We start from the raw sequence: 25114 nt of genomic DNA on the forward strand, positions 1-25114 counted from the left end.
CGTCATGCTGCCCCCGCGCCAAAGATCTTGCCGGGGTTCATCAGGCCGTTCGGATCGAGCATGCGCTTGATGCCGCGCATCAGCTCGATATCGAGCGGATCGGCGACACGGGCCAGCCGGACGCGATTGGTGATCCCGATGCCGTGCTCGGCACTGATCGCCCCGCCCTGCGCTGCGGTCTCATCGTCGACGATCTCATTGATTTGCGCCACCAGGGCGGCCGTCGTCGCCGGCTCCTGACAATGCGCACGGTCGATCAGGGCGATCACGTGGATGTTGCCGTCGCCGATATGGCCATGCATCACCACGCGGGCATGCGGTACCGCGGCCATAATTCGCGCCTCGACATTGGTGACGAAGTCCGCCTGGCGCTCCAACGGCACAACGCTGTCGTGCGAGACGACATAGCCGCTGCGCTTGTTGCCTTCGGACACGCTGTGCCTGACGGCCCAGATCGCTTTCGCCTGCGCGAGGTTGGAGGCCAGGATGACGTCTTCGGCGATGCCGGCCTCCATCGCATCCGCCAACGCCGTGGCGAGCGGCTCGTCGAGATCGACGCACGCGAGCGTATCCGTCAATTCAACGATCAGGTACCACGGCGTCGTCAGCTCGAACGGAATGGTGACGTGCGGCACGGTCTCCGCGATCGCCTCGATCTGCGAGCGCGACATGATTTCGAGGCTGCCGAGCCGGTCGCCGACCACACCGCGCAGGCGCGCCATGATCTCGAGTGCCTGCGCGACACCCTGCAATTTCACCAGCGCCAGCGCCGAGCTGCGCGGCGGCGAGAACAGTTTCAGCACCGCCGCGGTGACGATGCCGAGCGTGCCTTCCGCCCCGATGAAGAGCTGCTTGAGCGCGTAACCCGTGTTGTCCTTGCGCAGCGCGCGCAGGCCGTTGAAGATACGCCCGTCGGGCAGCACGGCTTCGAGCCCGAGCACGAGATCGCGCGTCGGGCCGTAGCGCAGCACGGCCGTGCCGCCGGCATTGGTCGAGATGTTGCCGCCGATCTGGCAGGAACCCTCGGCACCCAGGCTCAAGGGAAAGTAGCGATCGACGCTACGCGCCGCATTCTGGACCTCGGCGAGGATGCAGCCGGCCTCGACGGTGATCGTATTGGCGAGCGGACTGACGTCGCGCACGGCTCGCATGCGGTCGAGCCGGACCACGACATTGCCCGCGTGATCGTCCGGCGTCGCGGCTCCACACATGCCGGTGTTGCCGCCTTGCGGCACGATCGCAAGGCGCCTGTCGACGCAGTATTCGACGACGGAGGCGACCTCGGCGGTCGAGCCGGGCTTCACCACCGCGACCGCGCGGCCGCGATAGCGCCCGCGCCAGTCCACCACATAAGGCCCCTGGTCGGCTCCGGACGCGATGACGTGCTTGTCGCCGACGATCGCGGCGAGCCCGGCCAATGCATCCTGGAATGAGTCGGACATCAGGTCGCCTCGTCGTCCGTACCGAGCTTAGGCGGAGGCTGCGAATGCCGCAGCATTCGCAAGCAGCTCTTTCAGCTGGTCCGGCGGCAAGGACTCCAGCGGCGGCCGCAGCCGCTGCCAACCGGCATGCTTGGTGCGATCAGCCGCAAGCGCCTTCAGCGAGGCCATCTGCGGAAATTGCGAGACCAGCTCGCGCGCCTTCACGATGCGCGCCTGCGCCGCCTTGAGCGCCGGATCGTCGTCGCTGTCGCCAAAGTGCTTGAAGACATAGGCAAGACTGCGCGCGACGACATTGGAGGTCGCGGTGATGCAGCCCGCGCCGCCCTTGCGCAGCAGCGGCAGCATCAATGGATCGGCGCCGCCGAGGACCGCGAAGCCGGGGAAGCGCTCCACCATCGCGGTCATGTTGGCGAAGTCACCGGACGAATCCTTGATGCCGGTGAACGTGGCCGGATAGGCCTTGCGCAGCCGCTCGATCAGCGCATGCGAGATCGGCTGCGCCGACATCTGCGGGTAGTGATAGAGGACGACTTTCAGGCGCGCATCACCGATGCGCTGCACCACTTCGCTGTAGGAGGCATAGATTCCGTCATCAGTGACGTTCTTGTAGTAGAACGGCGGCAGCATCACCACGGTGTCGACGCCGACCGAGAGCGCGTGGCGCGTCAGCGCGATGGTGTCGCTGAGCGCGGCAACGCCGGTGCCGGGCAAAAGCCGCCGCGGCGCGATGCCGGCGGCCACCACCGCCTCGAGCAGCGCCGTGCGTTCGGCCACCGAAAAGGAGTTCGCCTCACCCGTCGTGCCCAGCATCGCGATGCCGTCGCAGCCTTCGTCGAGCAGATAGCGACAATGGTCCACAAAGCGCGCATGATCGGGAGCAAGCTCGGCGTCGAGCGGCGTCAACGCGGCGGAGAACACGCCATGAGGGTGCAGCGATGATGTCGACAAAACTTCCTCCGATCGTCAGAACGATGTTGTTCGGAATGCGAACATTTGTTATTTGCTGGTGCAGTCGTAAAATCAGCTCGGCCCGACGTCAAGGGCATGGCTGTCATGGCGGGGCATTCGAGCATGACCAAGGCTGCAGGGAAGGCCGCGAAGCGCGTATCGGAAACTAGCGCCAAAAATCCCAAGAATTATGTCGCCTCCGTCGGCAAGGCCTTTGCCGTGCTCAAGAGTTTCACCAGCGAAACCTTCGAGCTGACCCTGAGTGAGATTGCCGCACGGGCTGATCTCGATCGCGGGACGGCGTTCCGCCTGATTCAGACACTGACCGAGCTCGGCTATCTCCAAGCCATTCCGCAAAGCCGCCGGTTCCGTCTCGGCGTCGCCTGTCTCGACCTCGGCTACACCGTGCTGTCGCGCGGCTCGTTGCGGCCGATCGTCGAGCCGCTGCTGCGCGACCTCGTCCCTGATGTCGGCGATGCGGCCTCGCTCGGCATTCTCGATGGCGGCGACGTGGTCTATCTCGCGCGCATCGGTGCCGGCCTCGACCGTCACAAGATGGACCGCCGGCCGGGCACGCGCATTCCCGCCTACAGCGCCGCGCTCGGCCATGTCATGCTGGCGCATCTGCCACGCGACCAGCAGATCGAGCGGCTCGAGTTGCGTCCTCGCGTCAAACTGTCGGAGCGAACGCTGACCGATCTCGATGCACTGCTCGCCCGGCTCGATCAGGTAAAGAAAAAAGGCCATGCCGTCTCCGACGGCGAGAATGCCTATGGCCTGCGCACGCTGGCAACGCCGATCTTCGACGCTCAGGGTTTTGTGATCGGCGGCTTGAGCGTCACGGTCGATGCGATGCGCATGGACATGGCGGCCTTCCGCGACCAGGCGTTGCCGCGGCTGATGCAGGCGACGGCCCAAGTCCAGGATCTCGCGATCAAGTCGGGATTGACGAGCTGAGTGCGGTGATGGCGATTAGATCGCGATGTGATCGAAGTCGGCGGCGATCCGCGTATTCGGAAACACCCTTGTCGCCTCCGCCAATATCTCTTCATCCTCGTACCGTCCCGACATGTGGACCAGCACGAGCTGCTTGACGTTGTTGGCAGCGGCAAACGAAGCGGCTTCGGTTGCCGTGAGATGGCCGTAGTCCCGCGCGGTCGCGGCGTCACGATCGAGGAACGTCGCCTCGATCACCAGCAAGTCGGCGTCGGCGACATGTCGGGATAGACCATCAGTGGCTTCAGTGTCGCCGACCACGACGAGCTTCCTCCCGCCGCCCGGCGGGCCCAGGACGTCCTCCGGATCGATGGTTCGACCGGCGATCACGACCGGTCGTCCGGCGGCCAGCTCTCCGCACATCGGCCCATCAGGGACGCCGAGAGATGCGAGGCGCTCGGGCAGAAGGTGGCGGCGCGCGGGGCTTTGGAAAGAGAAGCCAAAGCTGTCGGTGTCGCGGTGGCGAACCGGAAAGCAGTCGATGGTGAAGTCACCGGCATCGATGACTTGCCCCTCGCTCAGCGGCGCGAACGCCACAGGGATCGGCGCCCTGCCCGCGCCCCACAAGCCCGCGAGCATGCGAACGACGATGTCGAGCGTGCCCGGGCCCGCATGAACGGTCATCACGTCGGAGGTCTGCCGCAACCCCAGCGTCGAGAATAGGCCGGGGATGCCGAGCACATGATCTAGATGCCCGTGCGTCAGCAGGATGCGGTCGAGCCGGCGAAAGCCGGCGCCGCCGCGCAGCAACTGGCGCTGCGTGCCCTCGCCGCAATCGACCAGGATGCGCTTGCCAGCGGCCTCCACCAGGAGGGCCGGATGGTTGCGCTCCACGGAGGGAACGCTTGCCGAGGTGCCGAGAAATGTCAGGGCGAACATGGTCGTCAGCGTCCAGAGACCGACCTCTCCCCGACAGCACCACAACGGTCCGCACGGTGGATGGCCTCACCGTCCCCAATGCCACGCGAGCAGCAGCGCGTATAGGCCCATCGAGCCCGCATAGAGCGCGGCAAGCAATGCATATCCCGCGATCTGGCGGCCGAGCGCTGCCTTTGGCTTGATCCACCAGTCGAGCGCCCTGAAGGCGGCCGGCACGAGAAACCAGCCGAGCAGCTGGGTACTCACGAGATTGCCGACGAACAGCGACAGCCAGACCGGCACGCCGTGGCTGTCGATCAGCGGCGCGCTGACGAAATAGCCCCAGAGATAGACCACGGGATAGAGCACCAGCAGGACGATGAGGTTGCTCTTCCAGATCAGGCCGGGCCCCTGCTCCGGAGCCTGCGTCTTGCCGGCCGGGAACCAGAAATTAAAGCCGTAGCTTGCCCGCTTCACGTTCATGCCGGCGTTGAAGCGCGCGCCTTCCTCAAGCAGCGTCTGCCGCAAGGGCGAGTCCAGCCATGCATTGAGGTTGGCATCGCTGTCGAACGACAGGATGACGATCCACTCGTCGTGCAGGCCCGGGATAGGCCGCTCGATCTTGTGGCGCAGGAACCCCCTGAACTCGGCCTCCGCGGCCTGGATGCGCTGTTGCCATTTGAGGAACGCATCCTCGAGTCCATCCGGGACCTTGAAGGAGATGACGGCGGAGACCGCGCTGTCGCGCTGAACGCCGGTGTCGGGAAGGATATGGACGTCCTCCGACCCGACGAAGAAGCGCTGCACGTCCGCGATCAAGCGCGCACGCACATCGCTCTGAAGCCAGGCGCGGGCAGCGGCCGGGCTCGCGAAACGCAGGATGGTCACCCAGTCCACATGCGCCGGCGGCTGAGGCGGCACGACCTCCTGACTGAGGAAGCCGGGCCACGCCTTCAGCGCCTCGCCGACCTCGCCGTTCCACCGCGCGAACGCGGCAAAGCCGTCGTCGGCAATGCGGCGCTGGATGACGAGGGCGACCGCCTGGGCCGCCGGATCCGGAGATGCGCTCATCGCGACCGTCCGCTTCAGCTCTGCTTGTAGAGACGCTTGCCCATCACCCAGGTCTCGTCGACGCACCGGTCGTCGCCGACCATCATGACGGCGAACAGCATGTTCGCGGCGTCGTCGACCGTGCGCGGACCAGCACCGTCGGCGATCAGCGACTGGTGCCAGGGTTGCGCCAGCTGGCCGCCATTCGGATCGAGTGCGACGAAATCGGCTTCCTTGCCGGGCTCGAAATTGCCGAGCTTGTCGTCGATATAGAGGCTCTCGGCACCGCCGAGCGTGACCGACCAGAAACCGCGGTAGGGCGAGAGCTTGTTGCGCTCGGCTTCCGCAAGATCCTTGCGCGCCGGATCAATGCTGCCGTCGAGCATCGTGTTGTTGCACATGCCGACCTTGTAGGCGTCGTCGAGCACGGAGATCATCGAGAAGCGGTTGCCGCCGCCGACGTCGGTGCCGAACGACATCTTCACCCGATGCTCGGGATCGGTGGCGCGGCCGAGGCGGAACAGGCCGCTGCCGAGGAACAGGTTCGAGCACGGGCAGAACACGACCGCGGCGCCCTTCTTGGACATGCGGCGGAACTCGTTGTTCGAGAGATAGACACCGTGGCCGCCGGAGAACTTTGGCCCGACCAGGTCGAACTTCTCGTAGACACCGAGATAGTCCTGGCAGTCCGGATGCTCGACCAGCACGCCGCTGCATTCGGCCGGGTTCTCGGAGATGTGGGTGTTGACCCAGCAGTCCGGATGCTCGTGCTTGAGGCGCTGACATGCCTTGAGCAGCTCCGGCGAAGCGCCAAAGGCAAAGCGCGGCGTGATGGCGTAGAGGTTGCGGCCCTTGTTGTGGTACTGCGCGATCAGACGCTTGCTGTCGCGATAGAAGTTTTCGGGCGTGTCGATGAACTCGGCCGGCGCGTTGCGGTCGATCCCGGTGAGGCCCGCGATCACGCGCATGTTGCGGCGGGCCGCTTCCTCGAACAGCTCTTCGGTCGCGACCGGCGAGGAGCTGGTGAAGGCCTGGCAGGTGGTGGTGCCGGCGGCGAGCAGTGCGTCGAGAAAACGCTTCACGCCGTCGCGCGCGTAGTTGCGATCCTTGTACTTGATCTCCTCGGGGTAGATCGACTTCTGGAGCCACGGCAGCAGCTGCTCGCCATAGGCACCGAGCACGCGGGTCTGCGGCAGATGGATGTGGCCGTCGATGAAGCCCGGGACGATGATGCGGTCCTTGATATGGGTGACCTCGACGCCCGGATGCGCGGCGGCAATCTTGTCATGGGGACCGAACGCCTTGATGACGCCGTCCGTGACGACCATGAGGCCGTCCTGGTGAAAGCGCGCGGCAGCCTGCTCGTTACCGATGTGCTTCCAGGGATCGTCGACGAAGTCGAAGAACGTGCCGCGAATACCGACGGTGGTCATGAATGGGTTCCTCCCTTAGGTCTGTGTGGCGTGGCGCGCCGAAGGCAGCGAGATCGCAAGCAGCGTCCCTGCGACGGCGCAGAGGCCGAGATAAAGCCAGCCGATCGGCGCCTGGGTCGCTTCGGGCAACACCGCCGCGATCGCCATGGCGCCGCTGACCGCGAGATAGCAGAGCGCGCTGATGAGGCCGCCGATCAGGCCGTGGTCGCGCTCGAACAGGCCGAGCGCCATGCCGTACATCATCGGGCACAGCACGCCGCAACCGCCGAGCACCAGCGCACCGCCGATCGTGATCGACATGAAATCGAGACCAAGCGTCATGCCGGTCGCGGTCAAGACGACAGCGCCGGCGAGAAACAGCGCGAAGGCGCCAAAGCCCATCACGCGGGCCGGCATGAAGCGCGCGAAGTGCGCGCAGCCGAGCTCGCCCGCGAGATTCACGCCGCCAAGGCCGAGCGCGACGAGGCCGTAGATGGCCGCAGAGTAACCGAGGCCGGTCTGGTAGAAGAACGGCGCGACGACGCCGAACGCCAGTTGCGCGCTGGCCGCGGCGGCGAACACCAGCACGAAGGCCAGGAACCCCGGACGAACGAGCGCCTCGCGGAGAATACTCGCCGTGCGGCGCGGATCGAACGGCGCGCGTCGCTCGGCCGGCAGCGTCTCGGGCAGAAGCAGCACGACGATCGCAGCGACGATGGCCGCGGCGATGGCGATGATGACGAAGACCCCGCGCCAGGATGTCAGCTCGACGATGAAGCCGCCGGCCGCCGGTGCGAGCACGGGTGCAAGCCCCCAGGCAGCACCAAGCAGTCCAGAGATCGCGGTGAGCTCGCGGCCGCGAAAGCAGTCGGCCGCAACCGCATAGGCGCCGACGAGGCAAGTGCAGCCGCCGACGCCCTGCAGGAATCGCAGCGCGAGCAGCAGCGATGCGCTGGTGGCGAGTGCGCAGGCGATGCTCATCGCGATGAGAACCGATAGCCCCGCGAGCAGAACGTTACGGCGGCCGAGCGTGTCGGAGGCGATGCCGACAGGCACCAGCGCCAGACTCATGCCGAGCATGTAGGCGGTGACGGTGTTCTGCATCGACGCGGAATCGGTTGCGAGGTCCACCACCATCTGCGGCAGGCCCGGCGTATAGGCATCGAGCGGAATCTGACTGAACGGCACCACGCATAGCAGGATCGGCACGATCCCGCCCTTCGCGCGACCAGCGTCCGAAGCAACTGCAGTCATGGCTCACGCCCCCTCGACGCCCGCGGGTCCTGTCTTTTCGCGCGCGCAATGAGAGGCGACGATGCAGGTTGCGGATATTGACGCGCGGAGCGTGCCAGAACTGTGTATAAAAACTCTTAGGAGGCCCGCTTCAATGCGGGCGGCTCATGCTCTGGTCCTCGCTGCCTGGGGCTGCTCCAATAAAAAATGCGAAAACAACCCCATGCACAGTACAAATCATTGAAGAATTTCGCTCCGGCATGGCGCGAGCCTAGCCCCGAGGACGTTTGACACGTCGGGCAAAACAGGCGCAGGACTGCACCATCCCCGCTTGTGAATTCGCCGTCGCACAGAAGCCATTAACCGTTCGGAAGGCATCGCCGTTTCGAGCGCAGGATCGGCATCGGCCAGGCGCAGATCAAAGCAGGAAGCCCTTGAGAGCTCCGAGAAACTGCCGCGGCGACTGAAGCTGCGGCACGTGCGCGCAGCCTGGAATGACCTTGAGTTCGGCGTGCGGCAATCCGGCGGCCAACTCACGCGACATTGGCGGAGGCGTCGCTTCGTCGTGCTCACCGACCAGAACGAGGACAGGAATTTTCACCGCGGCAAGTTCAGAGCGGAGATCGAGGCTTGCCAATGCGTCGCATGCGGCACGAAACACGTCGGGATCCGTCCGCAGAAACGCTTCACGACGGTCCAGCATCAGCTCCGGATGCTGCTCCTGAAACTCGGGCGCGAACAGGCGACGCATCGCGACGTCAGTGATGGCCTCCAGCCCTTTCTCGCGCGATGCTTTCGCCATGTTGCGAAACGCCTCGCGGCCGGGCTCCGAGAACGCCGCGCCGCAATCGGCGAGAACGAGCTTGCTGGCGATCTCCGGGTGCCGGATCGCCATCTGCAAGGCGACGAAGCCGCCATAGCCGTTGCCGAGCACGATCGCCGGCGCACCGCCCGCAGCCTCCTTCACGGCGTCCGCCATCCTGTCTGCGACAACGACGAGCCCGCCCTCGACCGCGCGTGAACGGCCGAACCCCGGCAACTCCGGCACGATGGTGCGAAACGATCCCTCAAGCTCGGGCACGATCGCATCGAAGCTCGCACGGTCCGACAACAGCGAGTGGAAGAGAAACAGCGGCGGCCCCTCGCCCGATTGCGCGGCGTTGACGGTCCCGTTGGCAAGAAGCCTGTCCATGTCCGGTCTTTCCTTAACTTCGTCGGCGGGATCACACCCGTTTGCGTGCCGTGGAGGCCCCCGATTGATAAATCAACTGTCAGGGAATTCAAGCATTTGGCTCTTGACGTGAAATATCAGGATTGCCAAATTGGAGCCAACGAGGTCCCTAGAATCATGCTTTTGCGCGAAAACATCTACGATCTTCTGAGGTCTGATATTTTAGCGTGCCGGTTCGCTCCGGGCGATGAAATGCGGGAACAGGATCTGGCCGAACGCTATTCGGTGAGCCGCCAACCGGTTCGGGATGCGCTTTTGAGGCTGCAGCGCGAGCATTTGGTGACGGTGCAGCCGCGTCAGGGCTACCGGGTCACGCCGATCTCGCTGTCGGACGCGCGCGACCTCCTGCGCTTCCGTCTTGCGCTGGAGCCGGCCTGCGTCGCCGAGGCGATCGAGAGCGCTCCCGACAGCGTCCTGAAATCGCTCGATGAATTTCGCCGTTTCTCTGGCAACCACGAGGACTTCATCGCCTACAACCGCGGCTTCCATTCCGCGCTGGCTCATGCGTCCGGCAATCGCCGCATGGCGACGGCGCTGTGCGACCTGATCGGCCAGGCCGACCGGCTGGTCCGCGTCAGCGTGTCCAATCTGAAGGGTCACGATCCGGCAAAGCTCGTCGCCGAGCACGTCGCCCTGATCGACGCCATGCAGAGCCGCGAAACGCGAACCGCGGCGCGCATCATCAAGGCCCATATCGGGGCCACCGAAAAACGCGTTCTGCCGGCGCTCAAGCGCAACGCCGTTATCGTCGAGGAGAGGTCATCATGAACATTCCATCGAAACCCGCGTCGATCGACGTCGAAACCCATGGCAATTTCATCGACGGACGTGAAGTCGAAGCCGGCAACGGCGTGATGCTCGACGTCCGCAACCCCGCGACGGGCGACGTGATCGCCCGCATCCCCAATTCGACCGCCGAGGATATCGACCGCGCCATGAAGAGCGCGCGCGCGGCGTTCGAAGGCAAAGCCTGGGGCGGCATGGACACACGCGCGCGTGCCAGACTGGTCAACAAGCTCGCCGATGCTTTCGAGGCCAATCTCGACAGCCTGTACCGGCTGGAAACCCTCAACAACGGCCGGCCGGTCAACGAGACCCGCGCCCAGCTCTCCCGCCTGCCCGACTTCTTCCGCTACTTTGCCGGCGTTGCGCTGGCGCGCCGCGACTCCGTCATCCCGGTCGAAGGCGCCTATCTGAACTACACGCTCCGCACCCCCATCGGCATCGTCGCCAATTGCACGCCGTTCAATCATCCCTTGATGATCCTGTGCAAGTCGCTGGCCGTGGTGCTGGCGACCGGATGCGTCACCGTGGTCAAGCCGTCCGAATACACGCCGCTGACGACGTTGAAGCTCGCGCAGATCTTCACCGAAGCCGGCCTTCCGCCCGGCGTCTTCAACATCGTTCTCGGCCTCGGCCAGAACGCCGGCAAGATGCTGGCCGAGCATGGCGACATCAACAAGCTGGTCCTGACCGGCGGCACCGAGGCCGGCCGCATCGCCGGCAGCGCGGCCGCAAAAGTGTTCGCGCATCAAACCATGGAGCTCGGCGGCAAGACGCCGGTGATGGTGTTCGACGATTTCGACGTCGACCGCGCCGTCAACTACGCCGCGTTCGGCGCTTTCATCGGCGCCGGCCAGACCTGCGTCTGCGCCTCGCGCCACATCGTTCAGGCCTCGATCTACGACGAATTCGTCGAGAAGCTGCAGGCCAAGACCCGCACGATCCGCGTCGGCGATCCCTTCGATGCGAACACCCAAATGGGCCCCGTGATCTCCGCGCGGCAGCGCGACCGCGTTCTCACCTACGTAGGCTACGGCCACGAGGATGGCGCGCGTCTCGTCACCGGCGGCGTTGCCGCGAGGGTGCCGGGCCACGACAACGGCTATTTCGTCGAGCCGACCGTGTTCGCCGACGTCACATCCGACATGCGCATCTTCCAGGAGGAAGTGTTCGGTCCCTTCACCTCGGTGACGCCGTTCAAGGACGAGGCCGATGCGCTGCGGCTTGCCAACAACTCGCCCTTCGGCCTCGCCGCAGCCATCCGCACCCGCGACGTCGCGCGCGCGCATCGTGTCGCCGCCTCCGTCAAGGCCGGCATCGTCTGGATCAACGATCACCACCGTCTCGACCCGGCTTCGCCCTGGGGTGGCGTCGACGATTCCGGCATCGGCCGCGAATGCGGCACCGAGAGCTTCAACGACCACTTCAACACCAAGAGCGTGATGGTCGCGACCCACGAGCAGCCGTTCGACTGGTATCGCGACACGGCCAACCAACAGCGCCTGAACTAGCAAAAAACGACGAGCGGCCGACCGCCCATAGAAGGCGGGCCGCATCGACCAGAACAACAGTCAGGGGAGAGCGTATATGTCGACATTGGTGAACGCAGGCGGCCGTCTGGATCGGCTGCCGATCGGGCCATTCCACCGCCGCATCATGCTGCTGATCGGCATCGGAATGTTTTTCGACGGTTTCGACATCTATATCGCCGGGACCGTGCTCAGCGTCACGCTGAAGACAGGCTTTTCAACCCTCGCCCAGAACGCGGTTTTCATCTCCGCGACCTTCGTCGGCATGATGCTGGGATCATTCGGCACCGGCTTCCTCGGCGACCGCTACGGACGCCGCTTCACCTATCAATTCAATTTGCTCCTTTTCGGCGTTGCCTCCCTGGCCGCGGCGTTCTCACCGAACATGGCCTTCCTGATCGCCTGCCGCTTCGTGATGGGCGTTGGGCTCGGGGCGGAGAACGTCGTCGGCTATTCGACGATGACGGAATTCGTGCCCGCGCGCACCCGTGGCAAATGGCTCGGCTTCACGACCGTGTGCGTCGTCACCGGTCTGCCCGTGGCGCTATTGATCGCGTCCGTGGTGGTGCCGCAATTCGGCTGGCGCTCTATGTTCGTGCTCGGCGGCGTCGGCGCGCTCGTGGTGTGGTACATGCGCAAGTCGCTGCCGGAATCGCCGCGCTGGCTGGAAGCTGTGGGACGCACCGCCGAGGCGGAAGCGCTGATGCAAGCCATCGAGAAGGAAGCCGCGCAGGGTCAGCCCCTGCCTCCTCCCGCGGCCACGACACCGATCCCGGCATCTGCCGATCTCGGCACGCTGTTCACCGCGCCCTTGCTGTCGCGGATGATCGTCGGCGCCGTCTGCCTGATCACCATCAACACCCTGCTCTATGGCTTCGTGACCTGGCTGCCCGTGTTCTTCGTCAAGCAGGGCCTCTCGATCGCGACCTCGTTCGGCTATTCGCTGCTGATGGCGCTCGGCGCGCCCGTCGGCTCGGCCATCGGCGCGCTAACCGCCGACCGCTGGGGCCGCAAGCCCACCATCATCGGTGCATCCCTGATCACGGTGATGCTCGGAATCCTCTACCCCATGATCTCCGACCCGATCCTGCTGCCGGCCGTCGGCTTCGCGCTGACGGTACCGATCTACGTCCTGGTCGCCCTCCTATTCGGCATCTACATCCCCGAGCTGTTTCCGACCGAGGTCCGCCTGCGCGCCTCCGGCATCGTCAACACGCTGGGGCGCGGCGCCACCATCGTCACGCCGTTCCTCGTCGTGTCGCTATTCGAGACGCGGGGCGTAGCCGGCGTCATGGCGCTGATGATCGGACTGCTGGTGGTGCAGATCATCACGGTCTGGGCGCTGGGCATCGAGCCGCGGCATCGCAGCCTCGAGGAGCTCAAGGCGGAGGAATCTGCCGCGCCGGTGCTGAAGGAAGCTTCCTGAGGCTCTCCACATCGTCATGGCCGGGCTTGTTGTTTAGCCCGGACAGATCACTGACGGGTGTTCGGAGACATAGCTGACACATCAACATTGGCTGGATTGGTCCGATTCGGGAGGCCGTCCATGCCTTGGAGCGAGGTGTCAGTGATGGATCAGCGCCACGAGTTTGTGCGGCTGGCTTTGCAGGAGGGCGCCAACCGGCGCGAACTGTGCCGTCGGTTCAACATCAGTCCTGACGTCGGCTACAAGTGGCTGGCGCGCTGGCAGGCCGGCGATCGGGAGCTGGCCGACTGTTCCCGGCGCCCGCATGCGATGCCCAAGCGGAGTGAGGCTGCGGTCGAGGCAGAAGTCCTGGCTGTACGCGACAAGCATCCGGCTTGGGGAGCACGGAAGATTGCCCATTGCCTGAAGCGGGGCGGGCAGACGGTGCCTGTGCCATCAACGGTGCACCAGATCCTGTGTCGGAACGACCGGATCAAACCGAGTGAGAATGCGCCGCCCAATCCGGGCCACCGGTTCGAGAAGGAAGCTCCCAACCTGCTGTGGCAGATGGACTTCAAGGGTCACCTGCCGCTCGCCAATGGGACGCGGTGCCATCCGCTAACGATCGTCGACGATCACTCGCGCTACGTGCTGTGCCTGAAGGCATGTGCCGACGAGCAGCGCCTCACCGTGCAGAATCACCTGTCGACGACGTTCCGCTGCTATGGCCTGCCGGAGGCCTTCTACACCGACAATGGCTCACCCTGGGGCGATACGTCCGGCATTCGTTGGACCGGACTGAAGGTGTGGCTGCTCAAGCTTGGCGTCAGGGTGGTGCACGCAAGGCCATGCCACCCACAGGCCCGCGGCAAGAACGAACGCTTCCATCGCACCCTGAAGGCCGAGGTGTTTGCAATGCGCCGCTTCCGAACTCTCCCGGAAGTCCAGCGCGCCTTCGACGCCTGGCGGCCGGTCTACAATCTGGAGCGGCCTCACCAAGGCCTCGATATGCAGGTCCCTGCCGATCGCTTCCGGCCAAGTGCTCGCCCCATGCCGGCCCGCGTTCCGAACGTCGAATACGACAGCGGCGAGATCGTGCGCAGGGTCTCATCGACAAGACCCTACATCTCCTTCAAGGGACACTTCTGGAAAGTTCCCCAGGCCTTCGCCCGCGAACGCCTTGCCATCCGGCCGCTGGATCGTGACGGCCACTACGGAATCTTCTTCGCCAGCTGGCAGGTCGCATCGATCGACTTGACCAATGGCCAACCTGTCAGTGATGTGTCCGAACAGGTGTCAGCCATGTCTCCGGGCTAAACACTTGTCCCGGCCATCCACGCCTTGCGACGCCGCACTGAGAACGTGGATGCCCGGGACAAGCCCGGGCATGACGACCAGATGCGATAGCGTCGTAGCCCGGATGAAGCGATAGCGTAATCCGGGTCATGCATCCGCGTCGGGATATCTCCCGGATTGCGCTGCGCTCCATCCGGGCTACAAGGTCTCAGCCGGGATACAATGGAGCTCGTGATGACCGCAGATGCCGCTGACCTGGACTACGGCTCGATCAGCGCCCTGCTCACCGCCTGCACGCGCGCAAAGTGTCGGCGTCGGAGTTGCTCGCGCATACGATCGCGCGCATCGAGGCGCTGGACGGGCGGATCAACGCGATCATCGTCCGCGATTTCGATCGCGCGAGAGAGGCCGCGCGCGCCGCCGATGCCGCGCTTGCCCGCGGCGAGCGGCTGTCGCTACTCGGCATCCCCGTGACCCTCAAGGAACCGTTCAACGTCGCCGGCCTGCCGACGACATGGGGCTTTCCGCATTTCAGGGATTTCCAACCGGCGGAAGACGCCCTTGTGGTCTCGCGGTTGAAGGCGGCAGGCGCCATCATCATCGGCAAGACCAATATCCCGATCGGCTTGCGGGACTTCCAAAGTTACAACGACATCCACGGGACGACGAACAACCCGTGGGACCTCGGCCGGTCACCCGGCGGCTCCTCGGGCGGATCGGGCGCGGCGCTGGCGGCGGGTTTCGGCCCGCTCTCGATCGGCTCGGACATCGGCGGCTCGATCCGGGTGCCTGCGCATTTCTGCGGTGTGTTCGGACACAAGCCGAGCCTCGGCCTGGTGCCGCTGCGCGGCTACAGCCTGCCGCCGGCACTACCCGTCCCCGGCCAGGGCGATCTGGCTGTCGTCGGGCCGATGGCGCGCACCGCCTCCGACCTCGCGCTGTCGCTCGACGTGATTGCCGGCCCCGACGAGACGCGCGACGGGATCGGCTATCGCCTTGCGCTACCGGCCCCCCGGCATGACCAGCTCAAGGGTTTCAGGATCCTCGTGATCGATACGCATCCGCTGATGCCGACGGGCGATGCCGTGCGTTCAGCCATCGGGCGATTGGCCGACCGGCTCGACAAATCTGGCGCTCGGGTCGCGCGCGCGAGCACCTCGCTGCCTGATCTCGCCGACTCCGCGCGGCTCTACATGAAGCTGTTGAACGCAGCGCGAAGTCCGCGCCTGACACCGGCCGCTCTCGCAGAGGCGCAAGGAGTTGCCGCGGCACTCTCGCCCGACGACCGCAGCCTGCAGGCCGAGCGCGCCCGCGGCTGGGGCATGATCCATCGCGAATGGCTGGCGACCGACGCGGCGCGCTTGCAGTTGCAGCAGCGGTGGCAGCAGTTCTTCCGCGAGTTCGACGCCGTGATCTACCCGGCCGCCGCCGTGCCGGCCTTTCCGCACGACCAGTCCGAACCGTTCGACGCGCGGCAACTGGACATCGACGGAAAGCTGCACCCTTACGCCGATGCGTGCTTCATCTGGGCGGACCCGGCCTCGACCTGCGGACTGCCGGCGACCGCCGTCCCGGTCGAACGAACGCCGCCGGGCCTTCCAGTCGGGGTTCAGATCATCGGGCCGTACCTCGAGGACCGCACGACGATTGCGCTCGCCGGGCTGATCGAACGCGAGTACGGCGGCTTCGTCCCGCCTGCACGCCGCTGGTAAGTGCACCGTGGCGAACTGGTCGACATCCACCTGACATATGGTGAGCGATATACTTTCCATGTGCGTCAAGCAGCGTTGCCGTCGCGGGCCTCGTTGCGTGCAGGGACCGGGCCCCCATGAGAATTCTGCCGATCGTTGCGGCGACGTTGCTGATGTCTTCGACGGAAGTCTTGCTGGCGGGAGGAAAGGATGATCCCTCGCCATGTGGAAAGCTGCCCGCAGAAGCCATGGTGCGGGCACATGCAGCATATGATGCCAAGCGTTACGCGGACGCAATGCGCGACTATCTCAGCCTGGCCCGGTGCGGCAGCGTCGAGGCCCAGCACCGGCTTGGCGGAATGTATCTGACGGCGCTCGGCGTCCCACTATCGCTGGACCAAGCACGAGCGTGGTACCAGAAGGCCGCCGAGCAAGGCGAGCCTGAATCGCAATACAATCTTGGCTTGATGTACGAGAAGGGTCTCGGCGGTCAACGAGATCCGGCAGCCGCTCGCATGTGGCAGTCCAAAGCCGCGGCGCAGGGCTTGGCCCGTTCGCAGAATGCTCTTGGCGCCATGCTGTACAATGGCACAGGCGGCCCGCGAAACGACAAGGAAGCCCTCTATTGGTTCACGAGGGCCGCAGAGCAAGGCCACACCGAGGCGCAACTCAATGTGGCGACGTTCTACGACAAGGGTATAGGAGCTCCCAAAGATCGCGCGGCGGCGATCAAATGGCGATTCCGAGCGGCCGCGCGAGGCGAAGCCACCGCACAGCTCGACATGGCCTTCACACATTTTGATCTCTATACGGTTCTCAAAACCGACCATGATCTCGTCAAGAGCAAGGCGTGGGCTATCCTCGCCGAGCGCAACACCTGCACGGCATCAAGCGGGGGCTCGGCGAGCCCGGCGCCGTCCGCGCCCTCACAGAGCAAGACCTGCGATATGGCCACGGGTCTGCAGAAGAACTATCTCGCACTGAAGCTGACGCCTGCCACCATCGCCTTGTCCGAGCAAATGGCCAGCAATTGGCTGGCCGGCAAAGGCTCGATAGATCCTCCCTCGGATGACACGCTGCGCGATCGAGAAGCCGCGTTGCTCCGCGCCCCTCACCCCCTCCTTCCGCCGGGCGGTACCCTCTCACATATTCCGCGCAATCCTCCGCCGCCTGCGCCGACACCCGGATCGCCGTCGGCACTGGGGCTGCGGAAGTGAGCGCTTGCGAGCACAATCGGATTGGATAGGTCTAAATTGCCGACTGCGCCTCGACCGCCTGCACGGCAACGCTCGCGACCTGACGCAGCGCCTCGCGGTCGGAGCCTGAGGACGCCATCACGCCCATGCCGACCGAGACGGCCGAGACGTAGCGCGCGAGCGCGGCGGGATCAGAGCTCGGCTTGAGATCGCCTTCGGCCTTGGCGCGAACAAAGCGGTCGCGGAGCTGGTCTTCATTTTGGGCGCGGCGGGCGGCGAGCTCGAACGGGACGTTCTCGGAGCCGCTGCCGCAGGCGATGCCGCCTTGCACGAGCAGGCAGCCGGGCGGGTTGGCGGGATCGGTCTGCTTGTCGGCGATGCCCATCAGCATCCGCTCGGCAACGTCGCGGGCAGTCGGCGCGGCGACCACCTCGTCCATCCAGACGCCCCGCAATTTGGTGTAACGGTCGAGCGCGGCCTTGAGCAGGCCTTCCTTGTTGCCGAAGCAGGCGTAAAGGCTCGGGGGATTGATGCCCATGGCCTCGGTGAGCTGGGCGATGGTGGCGCCCTCATAGCCATGGCGCCAAAACACTTCCATCGCCTGGTCCAACGCCGTTTCGGCGTCGAATTCGCGGGGGCGTCCCATGCCCATGTGCCTGTCTCCTCGGAATTCACGTTCTGCCTGAAGCTTAACGCCGAATCCTATCTATTTGTTCTAGCTTTATTTTCTCTGCCGTCTTCCAATTCTTGCGGTATGCCGCTACAATTTTCTTAGTGAATGATACATAAGTATCTTGCACTGCGACATCCAGCTCCACATCTGTAGTGAACACTACATATCTGGAGCGCGCAAATGCATCCCTCGCAAAACTCCCCTCGCACCGGCCGTTTCCGCCGCCTCCTCGGCGGCGTCGCCATCGTGGGCGCCCTCGCCGTGGCCGGCTCGATCGCGACCGGCCACTACTTCCGTGCAGCCCAGGCCACCGCAACGGCCGCCGCTGCCGAGCAGGCCGTCCCTGTCACGGTCGCGCTGATCGAACCGAAGCAGACCGTGCTGTGGGACGATTTCTCCGGCCGGCTCGAAGCCATCAACCGTGTCGAGCTTCGTCCCCGCGTTGCGGGTGCGATCCTTGCGACCAACTTCACCGAAGGCGCGCTGGTGAAGGCCGGCGACGTGCTGTTCAAGATCGATCCGGCGCCTTACGCAGCAGAGGTCGACAAGGCCAACGCCCAGCTCGAGGCTGCCAAAGCGCGCGTCGTGTTCACCCAGAGCGAGCTCGAGCGCGGCGCGCAGCTGGTCGGCAACGCCGTCGTCACGCGGCGCGACTACGACCAGCGCGACAATGCCAATCGCGAAGCCATCGCCAATGTGAAGGCGGCAGAAGCGACGCTCCAGACCGCAAAGCTCAATCTCGACTACACCGAGGTGCGTGCGCCAGTGGACGGCCGCGTCGGCAAGTTCGAGATCACCGTCGGCAATCTCGTCGCCGCCGGCACCGCCTCCCCGGTGCTGACCTCGCTGGTGTCGGTCAATCCGATCTACGCCTCGTTCGATGCGGATGAAGAGGTCGTGCTGCGCGCGCTGAACTCGATCGCGGATGCCTCCGGCAAGCGCGGCAATCTCGACCAGATCCCGGTGGAAATGACGACATCCGGCGGTCTCTCGGCGAGAGGTCATATCCAGCTGATCGACAACCAGGTCAACGGCCAGAGCGGCACCATCCGGGTCCGCGCGGTGTTTCGGAACGAGGACGGACGTCTCATCCCCGGCCAGTTCGCACGCGTACGCATGGGCCAGCCGAAGCAGCAGACGCTGGTGATGATCGACGAGCGCGCGATCGGCACCGATCAGGACAAGAAGTTCGTGATGGGGGTCGGCGACGACAGCCGCGCGGTCTATCGGCCGATCACGCTCGGCGGCTCGGTCGACGGCCTTCGCATCGTGACGGCGGGGCTGAAGCCCGGTGATCGCATCATCGTCAATGGCCTGCAACGCGTGCGTCCCGGTGCGCTCCTCAAGACGGAGGTCGCGGCGATGGGTGCGCGTGGACCGCAGCAGGCCTCCAACCACAGCAACCAGGACGTGGTGCAACGCTAGTTACATCATTCCGGACCGCGTGCCCGGAATAACGACGTCATAGAGCTACCAAGACATCGCATCTCGATTCCGGGTTCGCGGGTATTTCCCGCGTCCCGGTAACGGGAGAGCTGTCTCTCTTGCAGGGGCAAGGCCATGAATCTCTCAAAGTTCTTTATCGACCGTCCGATCTTCGCCGGCGTGCTGTCCGTCCTGATCTTCCTCGCAGGCCTGATCTCGCTGTTCGCGATGCCGATCTCCGAATATCCGGACGTGGTGCCGCCCTCGGTGCTGGTGCGCGCGACCTATCCCGGCGCCAATCCCAAGGTGATCGCCGAGACGGTGGCGACCCCGATCGAGGAGCAGATCAACGGCGTCGAAGGCATGCTCTACATGTCGAGCCAGGCGACCACCGACGGCGCGATGACGCTGACGGTGACGTTCCGGCTCGGCACCGACCCCGACAAGGCGACGCAGCTGGTGCAGAACCGCGTGCAGCAGGCCGAGCCGCGCCTGCCGGCCGTGGTGCGCCAGCTCGGCATCATCACCAAGAAATCGTCGCCCGACCTCACCATGGTCGTGCATTTGCTGTCGCCCAACGGCCGCTACGACATGACGTATTTGCGCAACTACGCGGTGCTCAACGTCAAGGACCGCCTCGCGCGGATCGACGGCGTCGGCGACGTCCAGCTTTACGGCGCCGGCGACTATTCGATGCGGGTCTGGGTCGATCCGCAGAAGGCGGCCGAGCACGGCCTGACCGCAAGTGACATCGTCAAGTCGATCCAGGCGCAGAACGTCGAGGCCGCCGCCGGCGTGGTCGGCTCTTCCCCCAACGTCAGGGGTATCGACCTGCAGATGTCCGTCAATGCGGAGGGCCGGCTCGCCAACGAAGAACAGTTCGGCGACATCGTGGTCAAGACCGGCACGCGCGGTGAAGTGGTGCGGCTGCGCGACGTCGCACGCATCGAGCTCGGCGCCTCCGAATACGGCCTGCGCTCGTTGCTCGACAACAAGCAGGCGGTGGCGATCCCGATCTTCCAGGCGCCGGGCTCCAACGCGCTGGAGATTTCCGACCACGTCCGCGCCACCATGGCCGAGATCAAGAAGAACATGCCGGAGGGCGTGTCCTACCAGATCGTCTACGACCCCACCCAGTTCGTGCGCTCCTCGATCGAAGCTGTCATCCACACGCTGCTGGAAGCGATCGCACTGGTCGTGCTGGTGGTGATCCTGTTCCTCCAGACCTGGCGCGCCTCGATCATCCCGCTGCTTGCGGTGCCGGTGTCGATCGTCGGCACCTTCGCGGTGATGCATCTGTTCGGCTTCTCCATCAACGCGCTCAGCCTGTTCGGCCTCGTGCTCGCGATCGGCATCGTCGTCGACGACGCCATCGTCGTGGTCGAGAACGTCGAGCGCAACATCGAGGGCGGCCTCTCGCCGCGCGACGCGACCTACCAGGCGATGCGCGAGGTCTCCGGCCCGATCATCGCCATCGCGATGGTGCTGATCGCCGTGTTCGTGCCGCTCGCCTTCATCTCCGGCCTCACCGGGCAGTTTTACAAGCAGTTCGCGTTGACGATCGCGATCTCGACCGTGATCTCCGCCGTCAACTCGCTGACGCTGTCGCCGGCCCTGTCGGCCCTTCTGCTGAAGGGACACAACGAGCCGAAGGACAAGCTGACGATCATCATGGAAAAGAGCCTCGGCTGGTTCTTCCGCGGCTTCAACAAGGCGTTTACGCGCTCGTCGGAGAACTACAGCGGCACCGTCACCAAGGTGATCTCGGGCAAGGCCGCGGTGATGGGCCTCTACGTGGTCCTGGTCGGCGTGACCGCCTTCCTGTTCCAGCAGGTGCCGAGTGGCTTCGTGCCGGGTCAGGACAAGCAATATCTCGTCGGCTTCTCACGACTGCCCGATGGTGCGGCGCTCGATCGGACCGAAGAGGTGATCCGCAAGATGAGCGACATCGCGCTGACCCAGCCCGGTGTCGAGAGCTCGGTTGCGTTTCCGGGTCTGTCGATCGCCGGCTTCACCAACTCCTCCAACGCCGGCATCGTGTTCTCGACGCTGAAACCGTTCGAGGAGCGCAAGGGTCCGACCCTGAGCGGGAACGCGATCGCGGCGGACCTCAACAAGAAATATTCCGGGATCCAGGAAGCTTTCATCGCCATGTTCCCGCCGCCGCCGGTCAACGGCCTCGGCACCATCGGCGGCTTCAAGCTGCAGATCGAGGACCGTGCCGGTCTCGGCTATGAAGCGCTGAACGAGGCGACCAAGGCGTTCATGGCGGCGATGCAGAAGGCGCCGGAGATCGCCGGCGTGTTCTCGAGCTTCCAGGTCAACGTGCCCCAGCTCTTCGCCGACATCGACCGCACCAAGGCGCTTCAGTTGGGCGTGCCCGTGACGGAGGTGTTCAACACGCTCCAGATCTACCTCGGGTCCTACTACGTCAACGACTTCAACAAGTTTGGTCGCACCTACTCCGTCTACGTCCAGGCCGACGCGCCGTTCCGCGCCCGCGCCGACGACATCAGGCAGTTGAAGGTGCGCTCGTCCTCCGGCGACATGGTGCCACTGTCGGCGCTGCTGACGATCCGCCAGAGCGCGGGGCCGGAGCGCGCGATCAGATACAACGGCTTCTTGTCATCCGACATCAACGCGGCCGCCGCGCCCGGCTTTTCGTCGGGCCAGGCGCAGGAGGTCGCGACGCGGATCGCGGCGGAGACATTGCCGCCCGGCTTTGCCTTCGAATGGACCGACCTGACCTATCAGGAGTTCATCGCCGGCAATTCCGGCCTCTGGGTGTTTCCGCTGGCGATCCTGCTGGTGTTCCTGGTGCTGGCCGCGCTCTACGAGAGCCTGACCTTGCCGCTCTCGATCATCATGATCGTGCCGATGGGGCTGCTGGCTGCGATGTTCGGCGTCTGGATCTCGAAGGGTGACAACAACGTCTTCACCCAGATCGGATTGATCGTGCTGGTCGGCCTCTCCGCCAAGAACGCCATCCTGATCGTCGAATTCGCACGCGAGCTCGAATTCGCGGGACGCACGCCGATCCGGGCCGCAATCGAGGCGAGCCGACTGCGGCTGCGTCCGATCCTGATGACGTCGATGGCGTTCATCATGGGCGTCTTGCCGCTCGTGCTCTCGACCGGAGCCGGCTCGGAGATGCGGCGCGCGATGGGCGTCGCGGTGTTCTCCGGCATGATCGGCGTCACCGTGTTCGGCCTGTTCCTGACGCCGGTGTTCTATGTGCTGCTCCGGACCGTCACCGGCATGAAGCCGCTGGTGCATCACGGCAGCGGCTCCAGTGTGGCACCGGTCCAGAGCCTCGGCCATGAGGCTGGCCACTAGATCAGGGAAATCCCCGAGAGCAACAACAGAACGAGCACGGTCTTGCGAAAGACCGTCTCGTTGACCCGGTGAAAGGCGATCACGCCGAGCGCTGAGCCGGCGAACAGTGCCGGCAGGCTGATCGCAAGGTCGACGAAGACCTTTGACGACAGGTCCTGGTGTCCGACCAGCAGCGCGATCGCGAAGACCTGCATCGCGGCGATGAACGGCTGCACCAGGCCGCGCTGCTCGCTCTTGGGCATGCCGCGCATGTCGCACCAGATCGTGGGGATCGCGCCCGGCATCGCGGTCAGGCCGCCGACCAGTCCTCCCCCGAACCCGATTAGTGCAACCCAGGGCCGGCCGACCGCCTCACCGGCCGTCACAAGCGTCGGCCGCAGCAGCATGTAGGCCGCATAGAGCGCGACGATGATGCCGAAGCCGCGGCGGAGCAGATGCGTGTCCGTGCTCTGCAACAGCGACACCGCGATGGGAACGCCGATCAATCCGCCGACGATCAGCAGCAGACTGCCCTCCCAGCGGATGCTGCGCCGAAGCGCCCACAGATTGGTGGCCTGCACGCCGATGCTGCACGCCATCATCAGCGGGACGGCTTCCAGCGGCTGAAACACGCGAAGCAGAATCGCGCCCGCCACGGCCGAGAACGCGAAGCCCGAGAGCCCCGAGACGAAGGCGCCGGCGAACACGGCGACGCTCACGAGAAGGCTGGTCGTGATATCAGGCACGATGCGTTCTCCGGGTCAGTCGTAAGGTGTCTGCGTCGCCGGGACATCGGCGGTCCCGGTGCAGAGCTCCGCATCGTGCGAATTCAGGAGAGGCCGAGAGACCGGCTGCGCGTGCGAACGCTCCAGCATTGCCAGCCCGACCAGTTGAAGCGTGACGAGCGCCGCCGTCAGCGCGGCGGCGACAACGTTGACGTTACGCGCGTTCGAACGTGGTGCGGCCGGCCGCGCGCGCGCGCGGATCAACTCTGTTGGCATTTTCAAAAGTATCCTCTTCATTGCAGACCGGAATCATTTCATTCAAACGCGACGTTTCATGCGACTGCTCCAGTAAATGGCTGTAGCGCCGCAACGCGCGCTTCGCGTCAATCTCGCGCTGCGCGCGGAATGCCGCGCCGATGCGCGCGACGATGTCGCGGAACTTGCCGGCCGGAGCTGGTGACGCCTTTCGCATGACAATCTCCTCTCAACTTGTGCGAGAGATTGATGAGGTTCACTTCCGCTTGCTGTGAGTTGCTTCACACGAAGATCGAACGCGTCGAACAAGAAAACGCGTGAGTTCTCGTAGAAGACAGCACGGAGAATCGCGTCATTCGATCGAACGACCCGCGATAACTTTCTAATGATGCTGCTGTTTGAACCTATCGCGAGCCGGAGCGACTCGCCTGCGCCTTCGGAAAGCGCGTCAGTGCAGAACCGGATTGGAGAATCCAGCCGCGAGCTTGACGAGATCGGCCTGACGCGAGACGCCGGTCTTCGCGAACACCCGATGCAGATGCGTCTTCACCGTCGTCTCCGCGATGCCGAGCGCCACGGCCGTCTCCGGCACACCACCGACCTCGACGATCGATTGCATGACCCTCAGCTCCGCAGGGGTCAGTTCGAACGCGCGGTCGATCAGGCCGGCACATGAGCGGCCGTCGAGTTCCGCCTTCCAGATGAACAAGGCGCCGACCGCCGACGTGCGCTCCGCCGCGCCTTCACGCAACAACGACGGCAGCGCGATGACGTGCGCGACGTAGTAGGAGCCGTCATGCGACATCAGCGGAATCTTTCGCCCGGCGGCCGCCGCGACGGCAACCTCGCCTGCGTCACGGAAGATATCGCGCAGCGCCGAATTTGCCGCGGAAGATCGTGCCGCCAGCCGGCCCGCGACAGACCGCAGGACATCATCGGCGGCGAGCAACGTGTCCGCGGCAGGATTGCTGTGGACGATGTTGCAGGCCGTATCGAGCAGGATGACGCCGGCATTCAGCCGATCCACGACATCGGCGAGCGCAATCGCCCGCTGCTGCTTCCGCTCGATCGCCCGGTTGATCAGCAGCGCCCGGCTCGCATGCGGAACCAGGAATTGCATTCGCGCCCGCTGCTCCGCATCGAGCATCCCCTTGCCGGGAATCACGGTGATCAGCATCGGACACGGCGACTTCGACTGTTCCAGAACCACGCTGGCGACATCGACGCAACCCTGGGGCCGCAGCCATTCCTGATAGAACCGCCCGCGGCGATATTCGTCGAAATTCACGAGATCGGGGATGTTACGAACCTCGCCATAGCGAGGCAGCCGTGCCAGCGGATCGTACTGGGCGTAGGTCTCGGCATAGAGCTGGATGTAGTGCGGATCGACACCGCAGTAATAATGCGTCGCGCCGGACTTGCTGACCGGATCCTTCGAAATCAGCCCGCAAGCCTGGCTGCCGATGAACGCATTGAGCTTGACGACGACATCGCTCCACAACTCAGGATGGAGACCCGCGTCATATATATTCTCGATCAACTCGGACTGTTTGGGAGGTCGGGACATCAGAACAGCCAATGGTGACTTGGAGATCGCGAAATGTTCGTCATGCCCGGCGGCACTAGTGAGTCTATCGTGGGAGCAAAAGGT

General features: G+C 64.8%; 20 protein-coding genes and 1 pseudogene. 9 read left to right on the forward strand and 12 right to left on the reverse strand.

The window, feature by feature from the left end:
* Nucleotides 1-2 precede the first annotated feature (2 nt).
* Nucleotides 3-1442 (reverse strand): FAD-binding oxidoreductase, encoded by a 1440-nt coding sequence (locus AB7290_RS26085; RefSeq protein WP_085402009.1) that lies wholly within the window; start codon nucleotides 1440-1442, stop codon nucleotides 3-5.
* 27 nt (nucleotides 1443-1469) lie between these two features.
* Nucleotides 1470-2390: a dihydrodipicolinate synthase family protein gene (locus tag AB7290_RS26090; RefSeq protein ID WP_085402010.1), complete on the reverse strand. Its 921-nt coding sequence runs from the start codon at nucleotides 2388-2390 to the stop codon at nucleotides 1470-1472.
* Nucleotides 2391-2513: 123 nt separating this feature from the next.
* Here AB7290_RS26090 and AB7290_RS26095 point away from each other — a divergent pair, with 123 nt between their 5' ends.
* Nucleotides 2514-3347: an IclR family transcriptional regulator gene (locus AB7290_RS26095; protein ID WP_094184141.1), complete on the forward strand. Its 834-nt coding sequence runs from the start codon at nucleotides 2514-2516 to the stop codon at nucleotides 3345-3347.
* Between the two features lie 15 nt (nucleotides 3348-3362).
* Here AB7290_RS26095 and rnz read toward each other — a convergent pair whose 3' ends face one another.
* The 5 genes from rnz to AB7290_RS26120 form a co-directional block, all read right to left on the reverse strand.
* Complete coding sequence (gene rnz, locus AB7290_RS26100; protein ID WP_085402011.1) at nucleotides 3363-4265, reverse strand: ribonuclease Z; 903 nt, start codon at nucleotides 4263-4265, stop codon at nucleotides 3363-3365.
* Nucleotides 4266-4331: 66 nt separating this feature from the next.
* Nucleotides 4332-5315 (reverse strand): antibiotic biosynthesis monooxygenase, encoded by a 984-nt coding sequence (locus AB7290_RS26105; RefSeq protein ID WP_085402012.1) that lies wholly within the window; start codon nucleotides 5313-5315, stop codon nucleotides 4332-4334.
* A 14-nt stretch (nucleotides 5316-5329) separates the two neighbouring features.
* Nucleotides 5330-6727, reverse strand: a complete 1398-nt coding sequence (gene guaD / locus AB7290_RS26110) for a guanine deaminase (protein ID WP_085402013.1) — start codon at nucleotides 6725-6727, stop codon at nucleotides 5330-5332.
* A gap of 15 nt (nucleotides 6728-6742) precedes the next feature.
* The gene (locus AB7290_RS26115) at nucleotides 6743-7960 is read right to left on the reverse strand and encodes a multidrug effflux MFS transporter (RefSeq protein ID WP_085402014.1); all 1218 of its coding nucleotides are present in this window, start codon (nucleotides 7958-7960) and stop codon (nucleotides 6743-6745) included.
* 397 nt (nucleotides 7961-8357) lie between these two features.
* Nucleotides 8358-9131, reverse strand: coding sequence for an alpha/beta fold hydrolase (locus tag AB7290_RS26120; RefSeq protein ID WP_085402015.1), 774 nt, complete (start codon nucleotides 9129-9131; stop codon nucleotides 8358-8360).
* 156 nt (nucleotides 9132-9287) lie between these two features.
* On the opposite strand from AB7290_RS26120, the gene AB7290_RS26125 reads away from it, so the two are divergent.
* The 6 genes and pseudogenes from AB7290_RS26125 (at nucleotide 9288) to AB7290_RS26150 (ending at nucleotide 17091) form a co-directional block, all read left to right on the forward strand.
* A complete protein-coding gene (locus tag AB7290_RS26125) occupies nucleotides 9288-9938 on the forward strand; it encodes a GntR family transcriptional regulator (protein ID WP_028146609.1) in 651 nt (216 codons plus the stop codon).
* Nucleotides 9935-11464 carry an aldehyde dehydrogenase gene (locus tag AB7290_RS26130; protein WP_085402016.1) on the forward strand — a complete coding sequence of 510 codons (1530 nt, stop codon included), beginning with the start codon at nucleotides 9935-9937 and terminating at the stop codon, nucleotides 11462-11464. Before AB7290_RS26125 ends, AB7290_RS26130 begins: the two co-directional genes overlap by 4 nt.
* A gap of 76 nt (nucleotides 11465-11540) precedes the next feature.
* Entirely contained in the window at nucleotides 11541-12908 is a 1368-nt protein-coding gene (locus AB7290_RS26135; RefSeq protein ID WP_085402017.1) for an MFS transporter, read from the forward strand.
* A gap of 120 nt (nucleotides 12909-13028) precedes the next feature.
* Complete coding sequence (locus AB7290_RS26140; protein WP_085398134.1) at nucleotides 13029-14204, forward strand: IS481 family transposase; 1176 nt, start codon at nucleotides 13029-13031, stop codon at nucleotides 14202-14204.
* A gap of 201 nt (nucleotides 14205-14405) precedes the next feature.
* Nucleotides 14406-15895 (forward strand): annotated as a pseudogene (locus AB7290_RS26145) (amidase).
* Nucleotides 15896-16011: 116 nt separating this feature from the next.
* The gene (locus AB7290_RS26150; RefSeq protein ID WP_085404761.1) at nucleotides 16012-17091 is read left to right on the forward strand and encodes a tetratricopeptide repeat protein; all 1080 of its coding nucleotides are present in this window, start codon (nucleotides 16012-16014) and stop codon (nucleotides 17089-17091) included.
* A 31-nt stretch (nucleotides 17092-17122) separates the two neighbouring features.
* Here the strand turns inward: AB7290_RS26150 and AB7290_RS26155 are convergent, their stop codons facing one another.
* The gene (locus AB7290_RS26155) at nucleotides 17123-17722 is read right to left on the reverse strand and encodes a TetR/AcrR family transcriptional regulator (protein ID WP_085404762.1); all 600 of its coding nucleotides are present in this window, start codon (nucleotides 17720-17722) and stop codon (nucleotides 17123-17125) included.
* Nucleotides 17723-17923: 201 nt separating this feature from the next.
* On the opposite strand from AB7290_RS26155, the gene AB7290_RS26160 reads away from it, so the two are divergent.
* Both AB7290_RS26160 and AB7290_RS26165 read left to right on the forward strand, forming a co-directional pair.
* Nucleotides 17924-19168, forward strand: coding sequence for an efflux RND transporter periplasmic adaptor subunit (locus AB7290_RS26160; RefSeq protein WP_085404763.1), 1245 nt, complete (start codon nucleotides 17924-17926; stop codon nucleotides 19166-19168).
* 135 nt (nucleotides 19169-19303) lie between these two features.
* Entirely contained in the window at nucleotides 19304-22504 is a 3201-nt protein-coding gene (locus AB7290_RS26165; protein WP_085404764.1) for an efflux RND transporter permease subunit, read from the forward strand.
* On the opposite strand, the gene AB7290_RS26170 is transcribed toward AB7290_RS26165, so the two are convergent.
* The 4 genes from AB7290_RS26170 to AB7290_RS26185 form a co-directional block, all read right to left on the reverse strand.
* A complete protein-coding gene (locus AB7290_RS26170; RefSeq protein WP_063983902.1) occupies nucleotides 22501-23229 on the reverse strand; it encodes a sulfite exporter TauE/SafE family protein in 729 nt (242 codons plus the stop codon). The genes AB7290_RS26165 and AB7290_RS26170 overlap by 4 nt on opposite strands.
* Nucleotides 23230-23244: 15 nt before the next feature.
* Nucleotides 23245-23484 (reverse strand): hypothetical protein, encoded by a 240-nt coding sequence (locus AB7290_RS26175; protein WP_085404765.1) that lies wholly within the window; start codon nucleotides 23482-23484, stop codon nucleotides 23245-23247.
* A complete protein-coding gene (locus AB7290_RS26180) occupies nucleotides 23423-23680 on the reverse strand; it encodes a hypothetical protein (RefSeq protein ID WP_085404766.1) in 258 nt (85 codons plus the stop codon). The genes AB7290_RS26175 and AB7290_RS26180 overlap by 62 nt, the downstream gene beginning before the upstream one ends.
* 231 nt (nucleotides 23681-23911) lie before the next feature.
* A complete protein-coding gene (locus tag AB7290_RS26185) occupies nucleotides 23912-25030 on the reverse strand; it encodes a helix-turn-helix transcriptional regulator (protein ID WP_085404767.1) in 1119 nt (372 codons plus the stop codon).
* Nucleotides 25031-25114: the final 84 nt, after the last annotated feature.

Source organism: Bradyrhizobium sp. 613_E4_N2_2, from assembly GCF_052075995.1.
Classification (GTDB): Bacteria; Pseudomonadota; Alphaproteobacteria; order Rhizobiales; family Xanthobacteraceae; genus Bradyrhizobium; species Bradyrhizobium barranii.

Excerpts from the sequence above, each read along its gene's own strand:
- AB7290_RS26085 (WP_085402009.1), bottom strand. The coding sequence starts at position 1,442 with ATGTCCGACTCATTCCAGGATGCATTGGCCGGGCTCGCCGCGATCGTC.
- AB7290_RS26095 (WP_094184141.1), top strand. The coding sequence starts at position 2,514 with ATGACCAAGGCTGCAGGGAAGGCCGCGAAGCGCGTATCGGAAACTAGC.
- rnz (WP_085402011.1), bottom strand. The coding sequence starts at position 4,265 with ATGTTCGCCCTGACATTTCTCGGCACCTCGGCAAGCGTTCCCTCCGTG.
- AB7290_RS26105 (WP_085402012.1), bottom strand. The coding sequence starts at position 5,315 with ATGAGCGCATCTCCGGATCCGGCGGCCCAGGCGGTCGCCCTCGTCATC.
- guaD (WP_085402013.1), bottom strand. The coding sequence starts at position 6,727 with ATGACCACCGTCGGTATTCGCGGCACGTTCTTCGACTTCGTCGACGAT.
- AB7290_RS26115 (WP_085402014.1), bottom strand. The coding sequence starts at position 7,960 with ATGACTGCAGTTGCTTCGGACGCTGGTCGCGCGAAGGGCGGGATCGTG.
- AB7290_RS26120 (WP_085402015.1), bottom strand. The coding sequence starts at position 9,131 with ATGGACAGGCTTCTTGCCAACGGGACCGTCAACGCCGCGCAATCGGGC.
- AB7290_RS26125 (WP_028146609.1), top strand. The coding sequence starts at position 9,288 with ATGCTTTTGCGCGAAAACATCTACGATCTTCTGAGGTCTGATATTTTA.
- AB7290_RS26130 (WP_085402016.1), top strand. The coding sequence starts at position 9,935 with ATGAACATTCCATCGAAACCCGCGTCGATCGACGTCGAAACCCATGGC.
- AB7290_RS26135 (WP_085402017.1), top strand. The coding sequence starts at position 11,541 with ATGTCGACATTGGTGAACGCAGGCGGCCGTCTGGATCGGCTGCCGATC.
- AB7290_RS26140 (WP_085398134.1), top strand. The coding sequence starts at position 13,029 with ATGCCTTGGAGCGAGGTGTCAGTGATGGATCAGCGCCACGAGTTTGTG.
- AB7290_RS26150 (WP_085404761.1), top strand. The coding sequence starts at position 16,012 with ATGAGAATTCTGCCGATCGTTGCGGCGACGTTGCTGATGTCTTCGACG.
- AB7290_RS26155 (WP_085404762.1), bottom strand. The coding sequence starts at position 17,722 with ATGGGCATGGGACGCCCCCGCGAATTCGACGCCGAAACGGCGTTGGAC.
- AB7290_RS26160 (WP_085404763.1), top strand. The coding sequence starts at position 17,924 with ATGCATCCCTCGCAAAACTCCCCTCGCACCGGCCGTTTCCGCCGCCTC.
- AB7290_RS26165 (WP_085404764.1), top strand. The coding sequence starts at position 19,304 with ATGAATCTCTCAAAGTTCTTTATCGACCGTCCGATCTTCGCCGGCGTG.
- AB7290_RS26175 (WP_085404765.1), bottom strand. The coding sequence starts at position 23,484 with ATGCCAACAGAGTTGATCCGCGCGCGCGCGCGGCCGGCCGCACCACGT.
- AB7290_RS26180 (WP_085404766.1), bottom strand. The coding sequence starts at position 23,680 with ATGCGAAAGGCGTCACCAGCTCCGGCCGGCAAGTTCCGCGACATCGTC.
- AB7290_RS26185 (WP_085404767.1), bottom strand. The coding sequence starts at position 25,030 with ATGTCCCGACCTCCCAAACAGTCCGAGTTGATCGAGAATATATATGAC.